Annotated in this window: 15 protein-coding genes and 1 pseudogene; 8 read left to right on the top strand and 8 right to left on the bottom strand. The window is 71.8% G+C overall.

The window, feature by feature from the left end; all coding sequences use genetic code 11:
* The first annotated feature begins 148 nt into the window (after nt 1-148).
* Genes mtrA through ACFO6V_RS27585 form a run of 3 tightly spaced genes read left to right on the top strand, consistent with a single transcriptional unit; the run spans nt 149 to nt 4,334 of the window.
* Entirely contained in the window at nt 149-829 is a 681-nt protein-coding gene (gene mtrA / locus ACFO6V_RS27595; RefSeq protein ID WP_377142244.1) for an MtrAB system response regulator MtrA, read from the top strand.
* Nucleotides 829-2,604, top strand: coding sequence for an MtrAB system histidine kinase MtrB (mtrB, locus tag ACFO6V_RS27590; RefSeq protein WP_377142242.1), 1,776 nt, complete (start codon nt 829-831; stop codon nt 2,602-2,604). Before mtrA ends, mtrB begins: the two co-directional genes overlap by 1 nt.
* Complete coding sequence (locus tag ACFO6V_RS27585) at nt 2,604-4,334, top strand: LpqB family beta-propeller domain-containing protein (protein ID WP_377142239.1); 1,731 nt, start codon at nt 2,604-2,606, stop codon at nt 4,332-4,334. Before mtrB ends, ACFO6V_RS27585 begins: the two co-directional genes overlap by 1 nt.
* A gap of 91 nt (nt 4,335-4,425) precedes the next feature.
* Here ACFO6V_RS27585 and hpf read toward each other — a convergent pair whose 3' ends face one another.
* Complete coding sequence (gene hpf, locus ACFO6V_RS27580) at nt 4,426-5,100, bottom strand: ribosome hibernation-promoting factor, HPF/YfiA family (RefSeq protein ID WP_357511599.1); 675 nt, start codon at nt 5,098-5,100, stop codon at nt 4,426-4,428.
* A gap of 252 nt (nt 5,101-5,352) precedes the next feature.
* A complete protein-coding gene (locus ACFO6V_RS27575) occupies nt 5,353-6,114 on the bottom strand; it encodes a ComF family protein (protein WP_377142235.1) in 762 nt (253 codons plus the stop codon).
* Nucleotides 6,115-6,322: 208 nt separating this feature from the next.
* Between ACFO6V_RS27575 and ACFO6V_RS27570 the strand changes: the two genes are divergently transcribed.
* The gene (locus ACFO6V_RS27570) at nt 6,323-7,546 is read left to right on the top strand and encodes a winged helix-turn-helix domain-containing protein (protein WP_377142232.1); all 1,224 of its coding nucleotides are present in this window, start codon (nt 6,323-6,325) and stop codon (nt 7,544-7,546) included.
* Between the two features lie 25 nt (nt 7,547-7,571).
* The gene (locus tag ACFO6V_RS27565; protein WP_377142230.1) at nt 7,572-9,302 is read left to right on the top strand and encodes a cation:proton antiporter domain-containing protein; all 1,731 of its coding nucleotides are present in this window, start codon (nt 7,572-7,574) and stop codon (nt 9,300-9,302) included.
* A 21-nt stretch (nt 9,303-9,323) separates the two neighbouring features.
* Here the strand turns inward: ACFO6V_RS27565 and mnhG are convergent, their stop codons facing one another.
* The 6 genes from mnhG to ACFO6V_RS27535 are packed head-to-tail and all read right to left on the bottom strand — an operon-like array spanning nt 9,324 to nt 15,936.
* Nucleotides 9,324-9,671: a monovalent cation/H(+) antiporter subunit G gene (gene mnhG, locus ACFO6V_RS27560; protein WP_377142227.1), complete on the bottom strand. Its 348-nt coding sequence runs from the start codon at nt 9,669-9,671 to the stop codon at nt 9,324-9,326.
* Nucleotides 9,668-10,021: an MrpF/PhaF family protein gene (locus ACFO6V_RS27555; protein WP_377142224.1), complete on the bottom strand. Its 354-nt coding sequence runs from the start codon at nt 10,019-10,021 to the stop codon at nt 9,668-9,670. The genes mnhG and ACFO6V_RS27555 overlap by 4 nt, the downstream gene beginning before the upstream one ends.
* A complete protein-coding gene (locus ACFO6V_RS27550) occupies nt 10,018-10,677 on the bottom strand; it encodes a Na+/H+ antiporter subunit E (RefSeq protein WP_377142221.1) in 660 nt (219 codons plus the stop codon). Before ACFO6V_RS27550 ends, ACFO6V_RS27555 begins: the two co-directional genes overlap by 4 nt.
* A complete protein-coding gene (locus ACFO6V_RS27545) occupies nt 10,674-12,341 on the bottom strand; it encodes a Na+/H+ antiporter subunit D (RefSeq protein WP_377142219.1) in 1,668 nt (555 codons plus the stop codon). Before ACFO6V_RS27545 ends, ACFO6V_RS27550 begins: the two co-directional genes overlap by 4 nt.
* The gene (locus tag ACFO6V_RS27540) at nt 12,338-12,853 is read right to left on the bottom strand and encodes a Na(+)/H(+) antiporter subunit C (protein ID WP_377142216.1); all 516 of its coding nucleotides are present in this window, start codon (nt 12,851-12,853) and stop codon (nt 12,338-12,340) included. Before ACFO6V_RS27540 ends, ACFO6V_RS27545 begins: the two co-directional genes overlap by 4 nt.
* Nucleotides 12,850-15,936, bottom strand: a complete 3,087-nt coding sequence (locus ACFO6V_RS27535; protein ID WP_377142214.1) for a Na+/H+ antiporter subunit A — start codon at nt 15,934-15,936, stop codon at nt 12,850-12,852. Before ACFO6V_RS27535 ends, ACFO6V_RS27540 begins: the two co-directional genes overlap by 4 nt.
* Nucleotides 15,937-16,235: 299 nt before the next feature.
* On the opposite strand from ACFO6V_RS27535, the pseudogene secA reads away from it, so the two are divergent.
* The 3 genes and pseudogenes from secA to ACFO6V_RS27525 all read left to right on the top strand — a co-directional run.
* Nucleotides 16,236-18,761, top strand: a pseudogene (gene secA, locus ACFO6V_RS27530) (preprotein translocase subunit SecA); the annotation flags it as partial.
* Nucleotides 18,750-19,220: an SEC-C metal-binding domain-containing protein gene (locus tag ACFO6V_RS28790; protein WP_417715012.1), complete on the top strand. Its 471-nt coding sequence runs from the start codon at nt 18,750-18,752 to the stop codon at nt 19,218-19,220. The pseudogene secA and the gene ACFO6V_RS28790, both read left to right, overlap by 12 nt.
* Before the next feature lie 214 nt (nt 19,221-19,434).
* On the top strand, nt 19,435-20,727 hold the full coding sequence (locus tag ACFO6V_RS27525; RefSeq protein ID WP_377142355.1) for a homoserine dehydrogenase: 1,293 nt from the start codon (nt 19,435-19,437) through the stop codon (nt 20,725-20,727).

Genomic DNA, 20,727 nt, shown 5'->3' with positions numbered 1-20,727 from the left:
CGCCACGTCCGACGGGGGTTGTCCCCCTCGGGACGGTCGTGCCGGCCAGAGCCCTGCGGGGTGCTCCGGGCGGGTGAACCTGCGGTGAGCGCGCCGGTCACGGGCTGAAAGGCCGGGTTTGCTGGACCAGCCTGGCACACTGGAGGACATGAAGGTACGAGTTCTCGTCGTCGACGACGACACAGCACTGGCGGAAATGATCGGCATCGTCCTCAAGGGCGAGGGGATCGACGCCGTGTTCTGTGCCGACGGCGACTCCGCGCTGGGGATGTTCCGCACCCATCAGCCGGACCTCGTGCTGCTCGATCTCATGCTGCCCGGCAAGGACGGCGTGCAGGTCTGCCGCGAGATCCGGGCCGAGTCGGGTGTGCCGATCATCATGCTGACGGCCAAGGCCGACACGCTCGACGTAGTGGTGGGCCTGGAGTCCGGCGCCGACGACTACGTCTCGAAGCCGTTCAAGCCCAAGGAGCTCGTCGCGCGGATCAAGGCCCGCATGCGCCGCAGCGAGGACCCCGGTCCGGAGCGCCTGGCGGTGGGTGACGTGGAGATCGACGTCACCGGCCACACGGTGACGCGCGACGGCGAGCGCATAGCGCTCACCCCCCTGGAGTTCGACCTGCTCGTGGCGCTGGCCCGCAAGCCGTGGCAGGTGTTCACGCGTGAGGTGCTGCTGGAGCGGGTCTGGGGCTACCGGCACAGCGCCGACACGCGCCTGGTCAACGTCCATGTCCAGCGCCTGCGCTCCAAGATCGAGCGTGACCCGGAGAACCCGGAGATCGTCCTGACGGTGCGCGGCGTCGGTTACAAGGCGGGCGCGACACGCTGATGCCGCACGGCCTGGTCACACGGCTGCGCCGGGCGGTGCACCGGGCCCGGGTGGTCACGGTCCGGTTCACACGGCGCTCGGTCGCGCAGTGGCGCTCCTCCATGCAGCTGCGCGTGGTCACCACAGCGCTGGCCATCGGTCTCGCGGCGATCGTCGTGCTCGGGCTGTACCTGTCGACGTCGGTCCGGGACGGCATCTACGAGCAGCGGCTCGCCGCGATCGACCGGGAGGCCGCCCGACTGACCGAGCAGGTGGCGGAGAGCTTCTCGGACACCGCGACGACGTCGGACGGTGCCCTGCAGATCCTCCTGAGGGACTCCATCGCGACGCTCGCCTCCACGGGCGGCTCCACGGCGGAGGCGTACTTCCTGCTCCACGAGATGGGCACCACCGTCCGGGTGAGCGACATCGTCACGCGGCCCGACCTGACCGACGTGATCATCACCGACGAGGTGCGCACGGCGAACCTCGCCTCCGACGACGACCAGGTGCTGCAGGCGGTGGGCATCCCGTCGCGGCAGGCCAACGGCATGGTCCTCCCTGGCGTCATCGTGGGCTCCACGGTCCAGGCCGCTCCTGGCGCCAGGTACGAGATCTACTACCTCTACTCGCTGGAGCCGGAGCAGGAGACGCTGTCGTTCGTGCACCGCGTGCTGCTGGCCGGCGGGTTCGGGATGCTTGCGCTGCTCGGGGTCGTCACCTGGACGATGGCCCGGCAGACGGTCACCCCGGTGACCCGCGCCGCGACCGTGGCGGAGCGCCTCGCCGAGGGGCACCTCTCCGAACGGATGCCGGGCGCGCGGGGCACCGACGAGATGGCGAGCCTCGCGCGCTCGTTCAACGAGATGGCCGAGAGCCTCCAGGACCAGATCCGGCGCATGGAGGAGCTCTCGGCCATGCAGCGCCGGTTCGTCTCCGACGTGTCGCACGAGCTGCGCACCCCGCTCACGACCATCCGGATGGCGAGCGAGATCATCCACGAGTCCAGGCACCAGATGGACGAGGACGCCGCCCGCTCCGCCGAGCTGCTCCTCGGCCAGATCGACCGGTTCGAGTCGCTGCTGGCCGACCTGCTGGAGATCAGCCGGTTCGACGCCGGCGCCGCGGTCCTCGACGCCGAGCGCCGCGACCTGCGCGACGTGGTCATGTCGGTGGTGGAGCAGGCCGCCCCGCTCGCCAAGACCAAGGACGTGCAGGTCTCGGTACGGCTGCCCGACTCCGACGCGGCGGCCGACTTCGACCCCCGCCGGATCGAGCGCATCCTGCGCAACCTCGTGGTCAACGCGATCGAGCACGCCGAGGAGCGGCCGGTCGAGGTGACCGTCGCCGAGGACGACCGCGCGGTCGCCGTGGTGGTGCGGGACTACGGCGTCGGCATGACCAAGCAGGAGGTCGAGCACGTCTTCGACCGCTTCTGGCGGGCAGACCCGGCGCGCGCCCGCACCACCGGCGGGTCCGGCCTCGGGCTGGCGATAGCGCTCGAGGACGCGCACCTGCACGCCGGGCGTCTCGACGCGTGGGGCCGCCCGGGACAGGGTGCGAGCTTCCGGCTGACGCTGCCCCGCAGCGCCGGTGTGCAGATCGCCGAGCCGCCGGTGACCATGGCGCCCGCCTCGCACGAGCCCGGGCTCCGGACCGGCCAGATCCCGGTGGTCAATCCGTCGGCAGGCCCCACGCCGACGGCGATCCCCGACCTGTCCGACCCCGGATGCGACGGCGCCGAACGGCTGGCCGGCCCGGAACAGCCGGCAGGCAACGACGTGGAGGTGCACTGATGCGTAGGACGACCCGCGTGGTGGTGGCCGCCGTCGCCGCGCTCGCCTGTGTCGCCGGGCTCGGGGCCTGCGCCCAGATCCCGACGTCGGGCCCGGTACGGGTGAGTACCGCCGACCAGGACCCGCAGGCCGACCTGGCGCTGCTCCCGCAGGGCCCGACGCCCGGCGCCGAACCGAACTTCATCGTGCAGGGATTCCTCGGCGCGGTCGTCGCCGCACCGACGTCGCCGAAGGAGTACCAGACCGCCCGGGAGTTCCTCACCGAGGACGCCGCGGAAACATGGGACCCCTATGCGTCGGTGCGAGTGGTCCGCGAGCCGCCCATGCCGGATCCGTTCGAGACCGGCACCGACATCGAGGGCGCCGAGACCCTGGACGTCGTCGTGCGCGCGACCACCATCGCGACCCTCGACACCGCCGGCGCGTACACCGAGGCGGCGGAACCCGGGAAGGTGAGCTACCAGTTCACTCTCACCAAGGTCGGCGAGGAGTGGCGCATCTCAGTGCTCGACAACGGCGTGCTCGTGCCGGCCAACCTGTTCCCCACCCAGTTCCGGGCGACCCGGCTGTACTTCTCCGCCGAGGGCGAGGACGCCAACAGCCTCATCCCGGACCTGCGCTGGTTCCCCCGGAACTCCTGGCGGTTGGACGCGGTCGAGGAGCTCCTCGCCGGACCGCCCGAGTGGCTGCAGGGAGCCGCCCGGTCCCTGTTTCCCGAAGGCACCCAGCTCGCGTCGCCGACGATCCAGGAGGCGGACGGCGACGAGCCGGTCGCCGTCCGCCTCAGCGAGCAGATCAGCAGCGCTACCGGCGCCCAGCGCTCATCGATCGCCGCACAGATCTCGGCGACCTTCTCGGAGGGAGCAGGCCGCACGGTGCCCGTCGACCTGTACAACGGCACCAGCCGCCTCGCGGTCGACGCGGTCAACGTCAAGCTGCCCGCGACGATCGTCCAGGCGATGTTCCTGAAGGACGATCAGCTGTACCGCATCGACGAGGACGGCCGGCCCGTCGAGCACGACCTGCCGGTGGACCTGGCGACGCTCGATCCGACGGCGCTCGCGGTGAGCCCGGCGACCAAACCGATAGTGGTGCGGGACGGCACCGACCGGATAGTGAACGTCTCGGTCGACGGCGAGGACCGTCCTGACATCGAGGGGCCGGATCTCGCTGCCCCCTCGGTCGACAAGTTCGGCAACACCTGGACCAGCGGCGGGACGAACGACCTGCGGGTGCTGCCGGCGTCGGGCACAGAGGTCACCGTGCCGGCCGAATGGCTGGGCGGTCGCAAGGTGCTGAGCGTTTCCGTGTCGCCGGAGGGGGCCCGCATAGCGATCGTGAGCCATGCGCCGTCGGGCACCCAGGTGCAGGTGGCGGGAATCGTGCGGAACGACGACGACGTGCCGGTCGGCCTCGCGCCGCCGCTCACGGTCGCGGGGCCGGTGGACGGTGTCGAGGAGGCCCGGTGGTCGGGGCTCACCACGCTGTCGCTCCTGACGCGGGACCGCGACGGTGTGTCCGGCGTCTGGACCGCCGGGGTCGGCGGGCAGCCGGGTGCCGGGGGCCAGTCACGACAGCTGCCGGGCCTGACGGACGTGCAGCAGCTGGCGGCCGGGGTGACGGACCGGGGACTGCTGGTCGTCACCAAGGACGGGGACCTCGAGCACGAGGAGACCGGCGTCTGGCAGCCGCTGGTCGAGGACGTGGACCTGGTTGCCTACCCAGGCTGACCTGCCCTTCCGCGAAGTAGAGCGCCTGTCCGAGTCTCCCTGATGTCTCCAGGGAGACGCGGACAGGCGCTCTACTTCGCGGGAGGGCCCGTCACGCCAGGTCGGTGACCGGTGCCGCGCCGCACGGGTTGTCGAGCTGGATCACACCGAACGACCAGCCCTTGCGCTTGTAGAGCACCGAGGGGCGCGACGTCTCCTTGTCGATGAACAGGTAGAAGTCGTGACCCACCATCTCCATCTCGTAGACGGCGTCGTCCAGCGTCATCGGGTCCGCGTGGTGGAGCTTCTGCCGGATCACCACCGGTGAGTCACCGATGGTGGTCTCCACCGAGTCGCCGGGCGCGGACAGCGCTGCCGGGGTGGAGATCTGCGGCTCGGGTGCGTTGGCGGACGCGTTGCCCTCCTCGGTCAGGATCTCGTCGAGGGGCCGGACGTCCACGGGCGCGAGCACCTTGTTGTTCCGGTGGTCCTTGCGGCGGTCGCGGTCGCGGCGCAGTCGCTCGTTGAGCTTGTCGATGGCGAGGTCCAGGGCGCCGAAGCGGTCGTCCGCTGCGGCCTCCGCGCGGATCACCGGGCCCTTCGCGCGCAGCGTGAGCTCCACTCGCTCACGGTTCTCGGAGAGTCGCGGGTTGTTCTCGTGCGTGACTTCCACGTCCACCCGACGCACGTAGGGGGACAGCAGCTCGACCTTCGCGAGCTTCTCCTCTACGTGCTGGCGGAACCGGTCCGCCACGTCCGTGTGCCTGCCGACAACGACAATTTCCATGTGCGTATCTCCGCTCCGGGAACTCTGGGCCACGCCGTCCCTTGCCGGCGGCGCGCGCCCGTCTCTACTCGTCATGGCACCCCCTGCTACCGGTGCCGGGCGCGAACCACCTCCCGTCGCGTATGCCCCGTCAACCTCGGCGGGACTCCGATCCAGCGTGGAACGTTCAGGCTAACTCCGTCCCCTGGGTAACGACAGCCCCAACGGTCAGTGAACAAGAAGACAGAGATCTGTCAGACTTTCAGGTTCTGCTCAGTCACCCCGCAGGCGTCCGGGTGCGGGGGTCGCGCCGGGCTCGGTCTCGTGCGCCGGAGGCGGCGTCGCTGCCAGCACCGTTGCGCCAAGGACGTCGTGTCCGGCGTGCTCGAGCGTCCGCTCGACGGCGGCCAGGGTGGCCCCCGTCGTGAGGATGTCGTCGACAAGAATGCAAACGGAACTTTCTCCGAGCGCGTACACCCCGCGTCTCGTCATGCGGACGGCACCCGCGAGGTTGCGTCCACGGGCGCGGGCGCCGAGACCCACCTGGTCCCGCCCGGCACCCCGGCGGGCGAGGGCGGGGACCTGGTGGGCGCGGAGCCCGGCGTCGTGCAGGCCGCGGGTGACCGCACGGGCCAGGACCGCCACGGGTTCGCGGCCACGTGCCCTGCGTGCCGCCCCGGTGGAGGGCACGGGGACGACGGCGACCGGCGCACCGCCGAGCGCGGCGGCGAGCACCGGGCCGACGCGGACGGCGGCGCGCCGCAACGCGGGCGCGAGGAGCCGGTCGAGGTCTGACCGCCCGCGATCCTTCCAGTGCACGACGACGTCCCGTATCGGCCCGGTGTACGGCGTGAGGGCCCACACGGGCACCGGCGGGACCCCGTCGAGCCGGTCCAGCCGGGGTGCGCCGCGCTCGGCGCGGACGGGCGGGCCGGCGAGGAGCGCCGCGCACCTGGCGCACCACCGCACGTCGAGCTCGCCGCACGGGCAGGCGACGGGCAGCAGCAGGCGGACGAGCTCGCGAACAGGTTGCACCGGACCACCCTCCACGACAACCCGGCCCCGGGCGGGTTGTCCACACCCCCAACCCACCCCGACCGCTGAGTGCTGGGTATTTGCGCTGCAGGGCCGTCACGATGCACAAATACCCAGCACTCAACGGGCTGGGCGGGGGAGTGTCAGTGGGGGCGGGCACGATGGTCCTGTGCAACCGATCTCGTTGTCTCTCGACCAGGCTCGCCGGGTGGCTGTCGCGGCTCAGGGCCTGAACCGCCCGCGCGCCGCCGGACCCCGCACCATGCGGCACGTGCAGGGGGTGATCGACCGGCTGGGCCTGCTCCAGATCGACTCGGTGAACGTCCTCGCGCGGGCGCACCTGCTGCCCCTGTTCTCGCGGCTCGGCTCGTACGACACCGGTCTGCTGGACCGGGCGACCGCGTCCGGTAGGTATGCCCGCCGGACGGGCAAGGCGGCCACCGCCGACCGTCGGCTCGTGGAGAGCTGGGCGCACGTGGCCGCCTACGTACCGCCGAGCACGTGGCCGTTGCTGGCCTTCCGCCGCAGGTGGTTCGCCGAGGAGTACGACTGGCGCGAGCTGGACGGCGTACGCCTGCCGGACGCCCCGCAGGTCACCGAGATCCGCAACCTGGTAGCGGCCGAGGGGCCGCTCTCGGCGTCGCAGATCCACGACCGGTTCGTGTCCGAGGGGCGGTCGGTGCGCCGCAAGCGCGGCACGTGGTGGGACTGGAGCACCGAGAAACGTGTGGTGGAGCACCTGTTCTTCACGGGGGAGGTGGTCTCGGCCGGGCGCAACGCGCAGTTCGAGCGGCTGTACGACCTGCCGGAGCGCGTGCTGCCGGCCGCGGCCCTGGGGGAGGTGCCGGAGCTGGAGGCCAAGCGGGCGCTGCTGGAGCTCGGGGCGCGGGCGCACGGTATCGGGGTGGCGCGCTGCATCAAGGACTACTACCGGCTGAAGGGGCCCGTGGCGGACCGCGCCCTGGCCGATCTCGTGGAGGAGGGAGTGCTGCTGCCCGCTCGTGTGGCGGGTGGCTCCGAGCAGTGGTTCCTGCACCGCGACGCCGTCCGGCCACGGCAGGCCACCGGGCAGGCACTCCTCGCTCCGTTCGACCCGCTGGTGTGGGAGCGCACGCGGCTGGAACGCCTCTTCGGGATGCGGTACCGGATCGGTATCTACACACCCGCCGCGCAGCGCGTCGACGGGTATTACGTGCTGCCCTTCCTCGAGGACTCGCAGCTCACGGCCCGCGTCGACCTCAAGGCGGATCGGGCCGCCGGGGTGCTGCTGGTGCAGTCCGCGCACGCCGAACCGACGGTGACCGCGGACACCCCGGCGCGCCTGGCGGCGGAGCTCCACGAGATGGCGGGGTGGCTGGGTCTGGGAGGTGTATCCGTGCAGGCCAAGGGCACTCTTTCACCCGCTCTGCACGCTGCGGTGGCCGCTGTCTGAAACATACGCCAACTAAACTCGGCCCATGGGAACCGCTGCGATCTTCCTGCTCGTCACGGTCGCGGCCGGGCTCGGGGCGGTCCTGCTCCGGCTGCCGCCGCTCGTGGGGTTCCTGGTGGCCGGATTCGGGCTGCACGCGATCGGTCTTTCCGAGCCGGGCTATCTCGGGACCGTCGCCGACCTGGGCGTGACTCTGCTGCTCTTCGGTATCGGGCTCAAGCTCGACGTCAAGACGCTGCTGCGCAAGGACGTGTGGTTCACCACGATGGCGCACCTCGTGGTGAGCGTCGCGATCGCGGTCGGGTTCCTCGGCCTGCTGGGGGCTGTCGGGTTCTCGATGCTGGCCGACGAGGGCCTGGGAGTCCTCGCGCTGCTGGGGCTCGCCCTCTCGTTCTCCTCCACGGTCTTCGTGGTCAAGGTGCTCGACGGCCGCTCCGACCAGTCCGCCCTCTACGGCCGGATCGCGATCGGTGTGCTCGTCATGCAGGACCTGATCGCCGTCGTCTTCCTCTCCGTGTCCTCGGAGCACCCGCCCAGCCCGTGGGCGTTCGGCCTCGTGCTGCTGGTCCCGGGCGCCTGGGTGCTGCGCAAGGTGTGGTCGAGGGTGGGCCACGGCGAGCTGCAGGCCCTGTTCGGCGTGGCGGTGACGCTCGGCCCCGGCTACGCGCTGTTCGACGCCGTCGGGCTCAAGGGTGACCTCGGCGCGCTCGTCATGGGCATGCTCCTGGCGGGCCACCCGGCGGCCACCGAGCTGTCGCGCAACCTGTTCACGCTCAAGGAGCTCCTGCTCGTCGGCTTCTTCGTGTCCATCGGCTTCTCCGGCGAGCTCACCTGGCAGGCGGCGGCGATCGGGCTGCTCCTGCTGCTGATGCTCCCGCTGCAGGGCATCGTGACGGCGGTGCTGCTGCGCCTGATGCGGCTGCGCAAACGTACGGCGATCCTGTCGGGCCTGGTGCTGGCCAACTACTCCGAGTTCGGCCTGATCGTCGTCGCCGTCGGCTCGCAGACCGGGCTGCTGAACGACGAGTGGCTGGTGGTCCTGGCCGTCGCCGTCGCGGGCAGCTTCGTGCTCTCCTCGGCGGTCAACACCCGCGGCAACGAGTACGCGATGGCGCTCGCCAAACGCTTCCCGTCCAAGCCCAACGAGTGGCTGCACCGGGAGGAGCGGCTCATCGACGTGTCGGGTGCGGAAGCGCTGGTGCTCGGGATGGGGCGCGTCGGCCGCGGCGCCGTCCGCCAGCTGCGCGAGGACTACGGCATGAACGTCGTGGGCGTGGAGCACGACCCGGCGCGTGTCGCGTCCTTGCGTGCCCAGGGCTTCACGGTGGTGCAGGCCGACGCCACGGACATCGAGTTCTGGGGCCGGGTGCGCAGCGCCGGTGCCGTCCGACTGGCGATCCTCGCCATGCCGTTCCACGCCGCCAACCTCATCGCGCTGTCCCAGCTGCGCGCGAGCGGCTTCGAGGGCACCGTCGCCGCCGTCGCGCGGTACGACGACGACGTTGCCGAGCTCGAGCGGCACGGCGCCGACGCGGTGTTCCACCTGTACGGCACCGCCGGGCTGGCGCTGGCCGACGAGGCCGCCGAGGCCGCGTTCGGCTACGTCGCGGCCGAGCGGATGCGTGATCTGCAGGCGGGACACCGTGGGGATACCGAACCGGTGCCTGAGCTCGCCGCGGGGCCGACCACCGGGCCTGCCACGGAGCCGGAAGCCGAACCCGTCACCGAGCCGGCCGCCGGAGCGGGCACCGCCTGAGCAGTCGCGCGGCGCCGGGCCTCAGCGCCCGGCGTCCGGCCCCGTGGCACCGCCGTCGTCCGTCTTCAGGAGCTCCGGGTCGACCTTGCCCGTGCGCAGGCCCGCGCTGCCGACCATGTGCGCGGCCACCGGGGAGGTCATCAGCTGGAACACCGCGACCAGCACGAGCATGGTCACCGAGCCGCGGTCCTGCAGCCGGAGCGCGACCCCGGTCAGGAGCAGGAGCATGCCGAGCACCTGTGGCTTGGCCACCACGTGCAGCCGGGCGAGCAGGTTGTCGAACCGCACGACGCCGACGCCCGCCGAGAACGAGAAAAAGGCGCCGAGCAGCAGACAGATCGCGGCGGCGGCATCGGTCAGCACGCTCATGGTGCCTCCTGACCCGGCATGTCCTGGCCCGGAGCGTCCTGACCGGGCGGACCGGCCTCCGGTCCTGTGCCGTCCGTCCGCCGGCCCTCGGGCGGCTCGACGGCGGCGAAGCGGGCGATCGCCACGGACCCGATGAAGCCCACCATCGACAGCACCACGAGGATCGGTACCGACTCGGTGCGGCGGGACAGCGCGGCCTCGACAGCTATCGCGCCCACGAGCGCCGTGGTCAGCACGTCGAACGCCACCGAGCGGTCCAGCATCGACGGACCGCGCTCCATCCGGACCACGGCGAGCAGCGCGCCAGCGGCCAGCAGCGCCGTGGCGACGATCCCGACGACGAGCATCATGGCTGTCCCTCCTTGCCGGGCGAGGCTACGGGGTGGCCGGACGGGTCGGCGAGGCCGAGCCGGACCAGCTCCGTACGCGTCGCGAAGGCACGCAGCAGGCGCTCCTCGAGGGCCCTCGTCGACTCCCGGACGCCTTCGGGGCCACCCGAACCGGCGAGGTCGAGCACGTGCAGCCGCAGGATCCCGTCGGACCGGTCGAGGTCGATCACGACAGTGCCCGGCACCATGGACGACAGCCCGGCGGTGGTCGCGATGAACAGGTCCGACGTCGAGCGCAGCGGGACCGACACCAGCCCGCCCCGGGGCGGCGGTGCCGGCCGGACGGCAGTCCACGCCACCTGGAACGACGCGAGCACGAGGTCGCTGGCGAACCGGCCGACGAGGCGGGCCAGCGGGCCGGGACGCAGCGTCCCGTCCGTACCGGCGGACGGCAGGGGGAACGCGAGCGCCACCAGTGCGCCGAGCGCCACACCGGACAGCACGTTCGCCCAGGACAGGTCACCCCAGAGGAGTACCCAGATCACGGCGCCCACCACCGTCGTCGGCCACAGCGCGGTGAGCCGCCGCGCCCGCCGGCGCCACGGCCGCTCGGACTGCTGCTCGGCGTCGGCGTCGGTGTGGGCGCTCTCGTCCGCGCCGGATCCTGTCCCCGTCATGGCGATCCCTCCTCCCCGTCGTCGGTCACCTCGTTGGACGTGCCGGTGCCGCGCGGTGCTCCGTCGGGGAACACCGCCTCGACGTACGTGCGCCCGTCTAGGGCCATGTAGGCCGCCCGCGCCGCGTAGTCGTACAGCGGCCCCGCCGCGACGGTGAGGCTCACGCTCACGGCCACGAGCGCCGCCGTCGGGCCGACCATGCCCCAGGGCAGGGGAGACGGGTCAGGTAGCTTCCGGTCGTCGGGACAGGGCTGCCAGAACGCCTTGTTCCAGGCCCGGACCACGGCGTACAGGGTCAGCAGCGAGGTGACCACCGAACCGGCCACCAGGGCCCAGGCCAGCCCTGAGCCGTTCAGCACGCCGGCCTCGAGCAGGCCCACCTTGCCGAGGAACCCGGACAGCGGCGGGATGCCCGCCAGGTTCATCGCGGGTACGAAGAACAGGATCGCCAGGCCGGGGGCCAGGGTCGCGAGGCCGCCCAGGCGGTCGAGCGACGTCGTCCCGCTGCGCCGCTCGATGAGCCCGACCACCAGGAACAGGGCCGTCTGCACGGTGATGTGGTGGACCACGTAGAAGATCGCCGCCGCAGTGCTCGCCTGGGTCGCCAGCGCGACGCCGAAGATCATGTAGCCGATATGGCTGACCAGCGTGAACGAGAGCAGCCGCTTCACGTCGTCCTGCGCCACCGCACCCAGGATCCCGACGAGCATCGTGGCGAGCGCCAGGACGAGGAGCACCGCCTCCAGCGCCTCGTTCGGCGGGAAGAGCAGGGTCTGGGTCCGCAGGACGGCGTAGACGCCGACCTTGGTGAGCAGGCCCGCGAACACCGCGGTGACCGGCGCGGGCGCCGTCGGGTAGGAGTCGGGGAGCCAGGCGGACAGCGGGAAGATGGCCGCCTTGATCCCGAACGCGAGCAGCAGCAGGGCCTGGATGCCCAGCCGGACGCCGGGATCGATCTCGGGCAGGCGCTCGGCGAGCTGGGCCATGTTCACGGTGCCCGTCGCCGCGTAGACCAGGCCGACGGCGAGGAGGAACACGATCGAGCTGAGCAGCGCGACGACCACGTAGACGCTGCCCGCCCGGATGCGCTCGCTGGTGCCGCCGAGCGTGAGCAGGACGTACGAGGCGGCGAGCAGGATCTCGAACCCCACGTAGAGGTTGAACAGGTCCCCGGCGAGGAAGGCGTCCGCCACCCCGGCGGCCAGGATCAGGAACGTCGGGTGGAAGATCGCCACGGGCAGGACGTCGCGGCGTCCGGACTCGTCGGCGTCCGGGTCCTGTGCCACCAGCGCCTTGCGCAGCTCCTCGGCGTCCTTGGACGCGGGCACGGTCCGGTCGTCGCGGTCGGCGATGCCCTGCGCCATCGAGTACAGGAGCACGCAGAGCAGCACGACGCTGCTCACGAGCAGCATGAGCGAGGCGAGGGGGTCGGCCACCAGGTTGACGCCGACCGGCGCCGCCCAGCCGCCGAGGTCGATCACCACCGGTCCGTCCTGGGCCGCGACCACCAGGCCCACGGCGGCGGCCACGACCACCGACAGGGCGACCACCGAGATGATCCGCTGGGCTCGTTCGTACCGGTGCAGCGCCAGGGCCAGCCCCGCCGCGAACAGCGGCACCAGCACCGGCAGCGGCACGAGGGTCTGCACGGTCCACGGGTTCACGTGCCGTCACCTCCGCCGCGGGCCCGCGGGTGCACCGCGGGGTCGGGGAGCGCCACCTCGTCGCGTACGCCGACGGCCTCCTCGTCCAGGGTGGTCCCGGACTCCAGGGCGTCGCTGTCCGCGTACGACGGCGCGTCCTCGCCGGCGAGCTGCGCGATCCGGGTGTCCTCCACGTCGTCCTGCACCTCGTCGTGGCCGTGCAGCTGCCACGAGCGGTAGGCCATGGCCAGCACGAACGCGACCAGCGCGAGCGTGATGACCACGGACGTCAGGATCATCGCCTGCGCCAGCGGGTCGCTCATCGGTTCAGCGGTGCCGGACCCGGTGATCGGCGGCGCGCCCGCCCGGCCACCGGCCAGCAGGATCGCGAGGTTGGTCCCGTTCCCCAGCAGCACGAAGCCGAGCAGGACGCGCGTCAGCGACCGTTCGAGCAGCAGGTACACGCCCGCCGCGAACAGCACGCCGACGGCGAGGAGCAGTGCGCCGGAGGGGACGTTGTCGAGCACGATCATCCGCGGTCACCGCCAGTCTGCTGACCTGCGCCGCCGCGCGAGGCGACGGCGCGCGAGGCGACGGCGCGGGAGGCGACGGCGCGGGAGCTCGGTTCGGCCTGCCGGTCGAGCTCGGCGCCGAAGGTGCGCAGGATGTCGATGACCAGGCCGATGACCACGAGGAACACTCCGACGTCGAAGAACAGGCTGGTGACCAGGTGCACGTGCCCCAGCACGGGGAGGTGCAGGTCGAGGATCGTGCTCTCGAGCGCCGCCTGGCCGGCGATCAGCGCGACCAGGCCCACGCCCGCCGACAGGAACAGCCCGGTGCCGAGCACGAGACCCGGGTGCACGGGGGCCGCCTCGCCGAGCTCGTACCGGCCGCCGGCGAGGTAGCGGACGGTCAGCGCCAGCCCGGCGACCAGGCCCGCGGCGAATCCGCCACCCGGCGAGTTGTGCCCGCTGAACAGCAGGAACAGGGCGAACAGGATCATCGGGTGGAACAGCAGGCGGGTGAGGATCTCGAACAGCATCGACCGCTTGCCCGGGTCGAGCGTGGGGCCCGCGAGCAGCCAGGTGCCCGGCCGTACCTGCCGGGTGCCGGCGCGGGCGGTCCGCTCGCCGGGCTCGCCTTCGCCCGGCTCGCCTTCGCCGGGATTCCCGGCGGGTTCCAGGCGCAGCACGTCACCGCTGCGCTGGCGCAGGAAGACGAGCGAGGCGACGCCGGTGGCCGCGACGAGGAGCACCGAGATCTCGCCGACGGTGTCCCAGGCGCGGATGTCGACGAGGGTGACGTTGACGATGTTGTGCCCGCCGCCGAACGTCTCGGCCTCCTCGGGGAAGTCGACGGACACCGGCGGGTGCACCCGGACGAGCGGCGCGGCCGCGACGAACATCATCACGACCAGGCCGGTGAGCACGCCGATCGCGAGCCGGACCCAGCGGCTCGCCGCCAGCGGCCGGTCCGAGAAGTACGGGGGCAGGCGGCGCAGCACGAGCACCATGACGACCAGCGTCAGGGTCTCGCACAGGATCTGGGTCAGCGCGAGGTCGGGCGCACCGTGCAGCAGGAACAGCGCGGCGTTCCCGTAACCCGCGACGCCGGCGAGGAACACCGCCTTGAGCCGACGGCGGGCGCGGGCGGCCAGTACTGCGGCCACCACGACCACGAGGACGACGACGAGCTGCGCCGGACGGTCCCACGGGACCACCGCGAACGGCCCGAGGCGGAGGACGTCGTCGCGCCCTGCGGCGTCCGCCACCACGGGCAGCGGCCCGGTACCGGCCTCGCCCACGAGGCCCGTCGCGAGGGCGATCCCCGGGCCGACCGCGAGCACCAGGAGGATGACGCCGAGGTAGAACGGCAGGGAACCGCGCTGGGTCCCGGCGGTGACGTCGCTCGCGAACCGGTCCAGCGCGCGCATGAGACGCCGGTAGACGACGTCGGCGCCGTCCGGGAACCACAGCGCAGCCTGCAGCCGCTCGACGCGCTCACGTTGCCAGAACATCCATGCGCCCACCAGGAGCACCGCGCCGGTGACCGCCAGGACCGGGGTGAAGCCGTCCCAGAGGGTGAGGTGCCCCGGCTCGCCGGCCGGATACGTGTTCGCGTACGGGCCGAGCAGGTCCTGGCCGACGTGCGGCACGAGCGCCACCGCGAGACCGAGGACCGCGAGGACCAGCGGCGGCGCGACCATCCAGAACGGCTGTGGGTGGACGGCGTCCGGCGTCCCGTCCTGCTCGGACTCGCCCTGCGCTGCCCGCTCGGCCCCGACCCGCTCGGCGCCGACCCGCTCCGCGCCGGCCGGCAGACGCGGCTTGAAGGCGCCCCACAGGAACCGGAGCCCATAGGCCACCGTCAGGGCGGAGCCCACGGCGACCACCGCGATCATGGTCTTGCCGAGCGGGTCCCCGTCGTGCGCCCACGCGGCGAGCGCCGCCTCCTTGGCGACGTAGCCGGCGAACGGTGGCAGGCCGATCATCGACGCGGTGGCGAGCGTCGCGGCGAGCGCGGTCACCGGCAGGCGGCGTCCGACGCCCGCGAGCTTGCGCAGGTCGCGGGTACCCGTCGCCGCGTCGACGACGCCGGCCACCAGGAACAGCGAGGCCTTGAACAGGGCGTGGGCGCCCAGCAGGGCCAGCCCGGCGAGCGCCGTCGCCCGGGTCCCGTAGCCGAGCAGCAGCGTGAGCAGCCCGAGCTGGGAGACCGTGCCGAACGCGAGCACGAGCTTGAGGTCGTGCTGGCGCAGCGCGCGGTATCCGCCGAGCAGGAGCGTGGCGCCGCCGAGCACGAGCACCACAGTCCGCCAGACCGCGAGGTCCGAGAAGGCGGGCGCGAACCGTGCGATCAGGTAGATGCCGGCCTTCACCATCGCGGCGGCGTGGAGGTATGCCGAGACGGGGGTGGGCGCGGCCATCGCGGCGGGCAGCCAGAAGTGCGTGGGCACGAGCGCGGACTTGGTGGCCGCCCCGGCCAGCAGGCAGACCACCGCGACGGTGACCGCCGGGCCCGACGGCGCGTCGGTGATGACCGCGGAGACGCTCCAGGTCCCGGCGCCCACCCCGAGGATCACGACGCCGACCAGCATGGCCAGGCCACCGGCAGTGGTCACGATCAGCGCCTGCATGGCGGCCCGGCGGGACGACGTGCGGTCCGCGTAGTGGCCGATCAGCAGGTAGGAGAACACGGTGGTGAGCTCCCAGAACACGAACAGCAGGAGCAGGTCGTCGGCGACCACCAGGCCGGCCATCGAGCCGGCGAACGCCACGAGGAAGCCGCCGAACCGGCCGAGGCCGTGGGCCTCGCGGGAGAAGTAGGCGCTGCAGTAGAGCATGACCAGGGTGCCGACGCCGCCGACCACCAGCAGCATCACCCAGGCCAGGAGATCCAGCCGGAGGTCGATCGCGAGCCCGAGCGCAGGGATCCACCGCAGGTGCTCGGTAGGTGGGTCGCCGCCCAGGACCGCCATGGTCCGGGCGAGCGCGTAGACCGTCGCACCTGCCGGGCCGAGGGCGAGCACCCAGAAGGCGCGCCGGCCCAGGGCCGCGACGAGAGCGGGGGCGGCGAGAGCCAGGACCCCGTGGGCAAGCAGTACCAGGAGCACGTCCGGGCCGTCCTGTCAGGGCTCGTCGACAGGACGTCGTGGCCGGTCTCGGCGGGGATGGACCCGGGTCGAGCACGGGACGCCATGCCGCGCGAGCGCGGGCGGGTGGGCGATGCCTGTCACTTTATCCGCTGGTGGCGGACGGGGCCGGGGAGCGGCTGGCTGGAACCCTTCGACGGCCGTGGTCGTTACCCCTGGAGCGAACCCACCGGTCCGCCTTCCGTCTTTGGGCCACAGGCGCAGGTTTACGGCCTACGATGGACGACGGCGAAACTTGACGACGACCTGGGAGAACCCGCGTGTCCATCCTCGACAAGGTCCTACGCATAGGCGAAGGACGTGTCCTGAAGAAGCTGCACAACGTGGCTGAGCAGGTCAACCGCTTGGAGCCCAGCTTCGTCGAGCTGAGCGACACCGAGCTGCGTGAGGAGACCGCACGGTTCCGGGAACGACTGGAGCACGGCGCCACCCTGGACGAGCTCATGCCGGAGGCGTTCGCGGCGATCCGCGAGGCGGCTCACCGCACCCTCGGCCAGCGGCACTTCGACGTACAGATCATGGGTGGTGCGGCGCTGCACCTCGGCAACATCGCCGAGATGCGCACCGGTGAGGGAAAGACGCTGGTGGCCACGACCGCCGCGTACCTCAACGCCCTGACGGGCGACGGCGTCCACGTGATCACCACCAACGACTACCTGGCCAAGTACCAGGGTGACCTGATGGGCCGTGTCTTCCGGTTCATGGGCATGACCACCGGGGTGATCCTGTCGGGTCAGACGCCCGCGCAGCGGCGCGAGATGTACGCCGCGGACATCACCTACGGCACGAACAACGAGTTCGGCTTCGACTACCTGCGCGACAACATGGCGTGGTCGGTCGACGACCTGGTGCAGCGCGGCCACAACTTCGCGATCGTCGACGAGGTCGACTCGATCCTCATCGACGAGGCGCGGACGCCGCTGATCATCTCGGGCCCCGCGGCCGGTGACGCGAACCGCTGGTACAACGAGTTCGCCAAGGTGGTGCGGACCCTGCGGGCCAAGACCGGCGAGGCCGACACGAGCGCCCACTACGAGGTCGACGAGAAGAAGCGCACCGTCGGCCTGCTCGAGCCGGGTATCGCGAAGGTCGAGGACTACCTCGGCATCGACAACCTCTACGAGTCCCTCAACACGCCGCTGATCGGGTTCCTGAACAACGCGATCAAGGCGAAGGAGCTGTTCAAGCGCGACAAGGACTACGTCGTGCTGAACGGCGAGGTCATGATCGTCGACGAGCACACGGGCCGCATCCTCGCGGGCCGGCGCTACAACGAGGGCATGCACCAGGCCATCGAGGCCAAGGAGGGGGTGGACATCAAGGCGGAGAACCAGACGCTCGCCACGATCACCCTCCAGAACTACTTCCGCCTGTACGGCAAGCTCTCCGGGATGACCGGTACCGCCGAGACCGAGGCGGCCGAGTTCCAGGGCACGTACAAGCTCGGCGTCGTCCCGATCCCGACGAACAAGACGCCGCAGCGCATCGACCAGTCCGACCTCGTCTACAAGAACGAGGAAGGCAAGTTCAACGCGGTCGTCGCCGACATCGTCGAGCGGCACGCCTACGGCCAGCCGGTGCTCGTGGGCACCACCAGCGTCGAGAAGTCGGAGCTCCTGAGCGCCAAGCTCAAGAAGGCGGGCGTACCGCACAACGTGCTGAACGCCAAGGAGCACGAGCGCGAGGCCGCCGTCGTCGCGATGGCGGGCCGCAAGGGCGCCGTCACGGTCGCCACGAACATGGCCGGCCGCGGTACGGACATCATGCTCGGCGGCAACGCCGAGTATCTCGCCGTCACCGACCTCGCCGAGCGGGGTCTCGACCCGGTCGAGACGCCCGACGAGTACGAGGCGGCCTGGCCGCAGGCGCTCGAGAAGGCGAAGGAGCTCGTCGCCGCCGAGCACGACGAGGTCAAGGAGGCCGGTGGCCTCTACGTGCTCGGCACCGAGCGCCACGAGTCCCGCCGCATCGACAACCAGCTGCGCGGCCGCTCCGGTCGTCAGGGTGACCCGGGCGAGTCCCGGTTCTACCTGTCGATGCAGGACGACCTGATGCGGCTGTTCAACTCCGGCCTCGCCGAGTCGATGATGAACCGGGCGGGGTTCCCGGACGACATGCCGCTCGATTCCAAGATGGTCACGCGCGGCATCATGTCCGCGCAGGGCCAGGTGGAGTCGCGCAACTTCGAGATCCGCAAGAACGTCCTGAAGTACGACGACGTCCTCTCGCGCCAGCGCAGCGTCATCTACGCCGAGCGTCTGCGCGTGCTCGAGGGCGAGGACCTGCGCGAGCAGGTGCAGCACTTCCTCACGGACACGATCACGGAGTACGTCACCAACGCGACGGCCGACGGCCCCACCGCGGAGCAGTGGGACCTCGACGCCCTGTGGACGGCCCTCAAGGCCGTGTACCCGGTGTCGCTCACGCCCGAGGAGGTCGCCGAGGAGGCCGGCGGTATCGACCGGCTCACCGGCGAGATGCTGCTGGACGAGATCCTGTCCGACGCGCGCGTGGCGTACCAGGCCCGCGAGGACGAGCTGGGCTCCGCGGCGATGCGCCAGCTCGAGCGCCGCGTGGTGCTGTCGGTGCTGGACCGCAAGTGGCGCGAGCACCTCTACGAGATGGACTACCTCAAGGAGGGCATCGGGCTGCGTGCCATGGCGCAGCGCGACCCGCTCGTCGAGTACCAGCGCGAGGGCTTCCAGCTCTTCCAGGCGATGACCGACGCCATCAAGGAGGAGTCGGTCGGCTTCCTGTTCAACCTCGAGGTCACGGTGCAGCAGCCGGACGCCGAGCAGGCGGCGGAGGGTAGCCCGGAGCTGCCTGCCGCCGGTCCGGTACCGCCGCGCGGCAGGCTCGGCACGGGTCAGCCCGATGCCCCGCCGACCGCGCAGATCCCCGCGGTGTCGCCTGCGGCCGCACCTGCTCAGGACCGGCCGGGTCAGCTCCCGCCGCCGCGGCAGCGCCGTGCGGCGGGTGCCGCGACGGAGCCGATCCTGCTCGCGAAGGGTCTCGACACCCCGAGCCGCCCGCAGTCGCTGACGTACTCGGCACCGAACGAGGACGGCTCCGGCTCGGCGTTCGTGCAGTCGGCCGACGGCGCCCGCCGTCGCGCGGCTCTGCACGGCGAGGCGACCGCCGCCACGAGCGACGGCCGGACGTTCCCCGGCACGCCGCGCAACGCGCAGTGCCCGTGCGGCTCGGGCAAGAAGTACAAGGTCTGCCACGGGGTCAACGAGGCATAGCCCTCCCCGGTGGTGTCGAAGTAGAGCGGGTGTCCGAGTCTCCCTGGTATCGCCAGGGAGACTCGGACACCCGCTCTACTTCGACGACCTCGGTGAGACGGGTGAGTCCGTGTGGGGGGCTCCGGGTACCCTGATCGCAACGTCCGGAACTCCCGTGTGGACCTCGCACCGGACCGGACCGTTCCCCGAAGACGAAAGCAGGATCGCTGTGCCTGTGCACGTTCCCGAGCCCGCACGCGGGCTGCGTGTTGCCCTGCTCGGCTGTGGCGTCGTGGGCACGGAGGTGGCCCGGATGCTCCTCGACCAGGGTGCGGATCTCGCTGCCCGTGCCGGCGCTCCGCTGGAGCTCGTCGGGATCGCGGTCCGCGACGCGGACCGTCCCCGCGAGGCGTTCATCCCCCGTGAGCTCCTGACCCAGGACGTGGACTCGCTGGTGGACGGCGCGGACATCGTCATCGAGGTCATGGGCGGTATCGAGCCCGCGCGCGGCCTCCTGCTGCGTGCCATCGAGAGCGGCGCGGCCGTCGTCACGGCCAACAAGGCGCTCCTGGCCGCGGACGGGCCCACGCTCTACAAGGCCGCCGACTCCGCGGGCGTCGACATCTACTACGAGGCCGCCGTCGCGGGCGCCATCCCGATCGTGCGCCCCGTACGGGAGTCCCTCGCGGGCGACCACGTGCGCCGTGTCCTCGGCATCGTCAACGGCACCACGAACTACGTGCTCGACCAGATGGCCACGAGCGGCCTCGGCCTCGAAGAGGCGGTCAAGCAGGCGCAGGACCTCGGCTACGCCGAGGCGGACCCGACGGCCGACGTCGAGGGGTACGACGCCGCGGCGAAGGCCGCGATCCTCGCCAGCCTCGCCTTCCACACCCGCGTCTCGGCGGACGACGTCGCCCGCGAGGGCATCACGGGCGTCACCGCCGACGACGTCGCCTGGGCCGCCCGGACGGGCCACGCCGTGAAGCTGCTGGCCATCGCCGAGCAGACCGGCGAGGGCGTCTCCGTGCGGGTATACCCGGCGCTCGTGCCGCTGGAGCACCCGCTGGCGGGCGTCAAGGGCGCGTTCAACGCGATCTTCGTCGAGGCGGACGCCGCCGGCCCGCTCATGTTCTACGGCCAGGGTGCCGGCGGCCGCCCCACCGCCTCGGCAGTCGTGGGCGACGTCGTCTCGGCGGCGCGCCATCGCGTGCTCGGCGGCAAGGGTCCGCAGGAGTCCACCTATGCGGCTCGCCCGCTGCTGCCGGCGGACGCCGCGGTCACGCGCTACCAGGTCCGCCTCCTCGTCGCCGACCTGCCGGGCGTGCTCGCCCAGGTCGCGGGGGTGGTGGGCGACCACGGCGTGTCGATCGACACGATGCGCCAGACTGGGCCCTCCGAGGGCACCGCCGAGCTGCTCCTGACCACCCACGCCGCCCGTGAGGCGTCGCTGGCTGCCACCATCGCGGCGGTGCGCAAGCTCGAACCGGTCCGCGAGATCACGTCCGTCCTGAGAGTCGAAGGCTGA

This window comes from Promicromonospora alba (genome assembly GCF_042654905.1).
Taxonomy (GTDB): Bacteria; Actinomycetota; Actinomycetes; order Actinomycetales; family Cellulomonadaceae; genus Promicromonospora; species Promicromonospora alba.
This window is presented reverse-complemented; position numbering and strand designations above follow the sequence as displayed.